This window comes from Bartonella saheliensis (genome assembly GCF_902162175.1).
On sequence record NZ_LR607294.1, the window covers coordinates 1 to 2,035 of the forward strand.

General features: G+C 31.8%; 1 protein-coding gene. It reads right to left on the minus strand.

What is annotated here, in order from left to right:
• Positions 1 to 203: 203 nt before the first annotated feature.
• Positions 204 to 971, minus strand: coding sequence for a nucleotidyltransferase family protein (locus FS875_RS09765; protein WP_144756218.1), 768 nt, complete (start codon positions 969 to 971; stop codon positions 204 to 206).
• Positions 972 to 2,035: the final 1,064 nt, after the last annotated feature.

Genomic DNA, 2,035 nt, shown 5'->3' on the forward strand with positions numbered 1-2,035 from the left:
AAATCCCCCGCCTTTACATCATCAAAATCTCTTAAAGCACGTATACGGTGTAAAGTAATCCCTTCAATAACGTGACTTTCATTAGTAAATTCATATTTTTTAGATACAATTGTACTGGTCATAGGTAGCTTCCTAATCTAATATTTGTTAAATTTTTGAATGAAATGTTTAAAAGGGGCGCCCCCGCCGCGCCCGTGCTTTATTTAAGCAGCATCATTTTCATATTCGCTATCATTATCATCATAATAGCCTTCAAAATCAGCATAATATTCATCACGATAATAATCATCTTCGCTACCAAATTCAGGATATTCATTATCACAGATATCTTCATTCGCTTCTAAAAAGGCATTGCTATGTATATAAGAATTTCCAGAGATAAGAGCATCACAAATAACGGCATCATCGAAAACACGGGATTCATCACAGATATAAGCAGAGCCACTTATTTTCGCATTGCCACCGACATGAGCATCATCACAAATGACAGCATTATCGGAAATATGAGCATGGTCAGTGACACGGGCGTTATCATAAATTTGTGCATTGCCTTCAATTACAACGGCGTTGCTAGCATGTGCATTGCCCGACAGCTTTGCATTGTCCTTTAATGTCATCCCTTCAAAAATAGCATTGCCATAAATTTGTGCATTACCATATACATCGACAAAAAAGCTTTTCACTTTAGCATTTCCGAAGACGCGTGCATTTTGGAAAACCCGCGCTTTGTTATAAACCCAGCAGTTTCCTTCATGAGAGAGATTATTTTCACTTTCAATATAGCCCCCGAGGTCACCTTTTTTGACATCTCCAAAATCTCTTAAAGCACGAATGCGTGTTAAGAAATGACCATCTACATAGTCACCATCATTAATAAACTCGTATTTTTTTGCAGGCTCTTGTTTGTTAGCAGGTAGAGTTTTATTAGCAATTTTAGAGATAACGGGGGTGTTTTTTGAGATAGTTGTCATGATTAAAACCTTGATGTTAATGACGTTTCTATTGACACTCGATAAGAGCATCGGGCGCTAGAAACACGGCATCAAGTCCGTTGCTACGCTTTTCCCATAAGGGTATTTTATGGCGTAACTACACCCGACAAAATCATTATATGCTAATCATAACATAAAAGACAGTCAGTATTTTAAAAGATGGGAAAGATTGTTTCGTAATCTACCCGCTTGATGTTTAGGTGTTTCTATCACTTGATTATTTATATAACAAAATACGTATTTATTGTCAATTAATTTATGCACTTTTTTGATATTTTTTATGATTTTTTTAATGCATTATGTGTAAATATTATTTATATGCTTATTAACTGCTTCTTTTGTATTATATGCTTTTAAAGCTATATTATGGGCTTTCTTAAACGATTGGATATTTTTTGAATCTATACATTCATAATATTTATAAACGCTCTCATAATGCGTATTTTTATCTTTATAACCTATCTTGTTTTTTACTAAATGGTTTTTAAGATTTCTGTTAATTTCTTTCATAATACAATTTGCAACTTAACAGCCTTTTATAGGAACTGTCTTTATAGCCACCGCATCATTTTTCATTTTTATAAGAGAAACGATAAATAGGATAATTGTGATTTATAGCTTTTTATTAAAACGTCTAAAGAGAGATTGATAATTATAGAGATGAGCAAAATCTCTTTTAATAGACTTTTGTCATTTTTGTCAGTTCTTTTTAGACCCTATAGTGTTTTTTTTAAATGAGAGAAAATTAAAAGCATTATATTTCAATATGTTAGTATTTTAATGATACAACCCATATCGATAATATAATCTTATATTCAACTTATAATATATATTTGTCAGTTATCTGTCAGTAAATTGAACTGACAAAATGATTATCTTAGTGAGTGATTAAAACGTGCTTTATGAAAAGCGTATGAAAATGAAAACTGATTACGTTATCAAAATCCCTTTAATGAATTTTATCAGTTCACTTTAATAGATAAATTTATGATTTTAGTGAGTGATTAAAACACGTCTTTACAAAGCATGTGATCTTTTAGAGC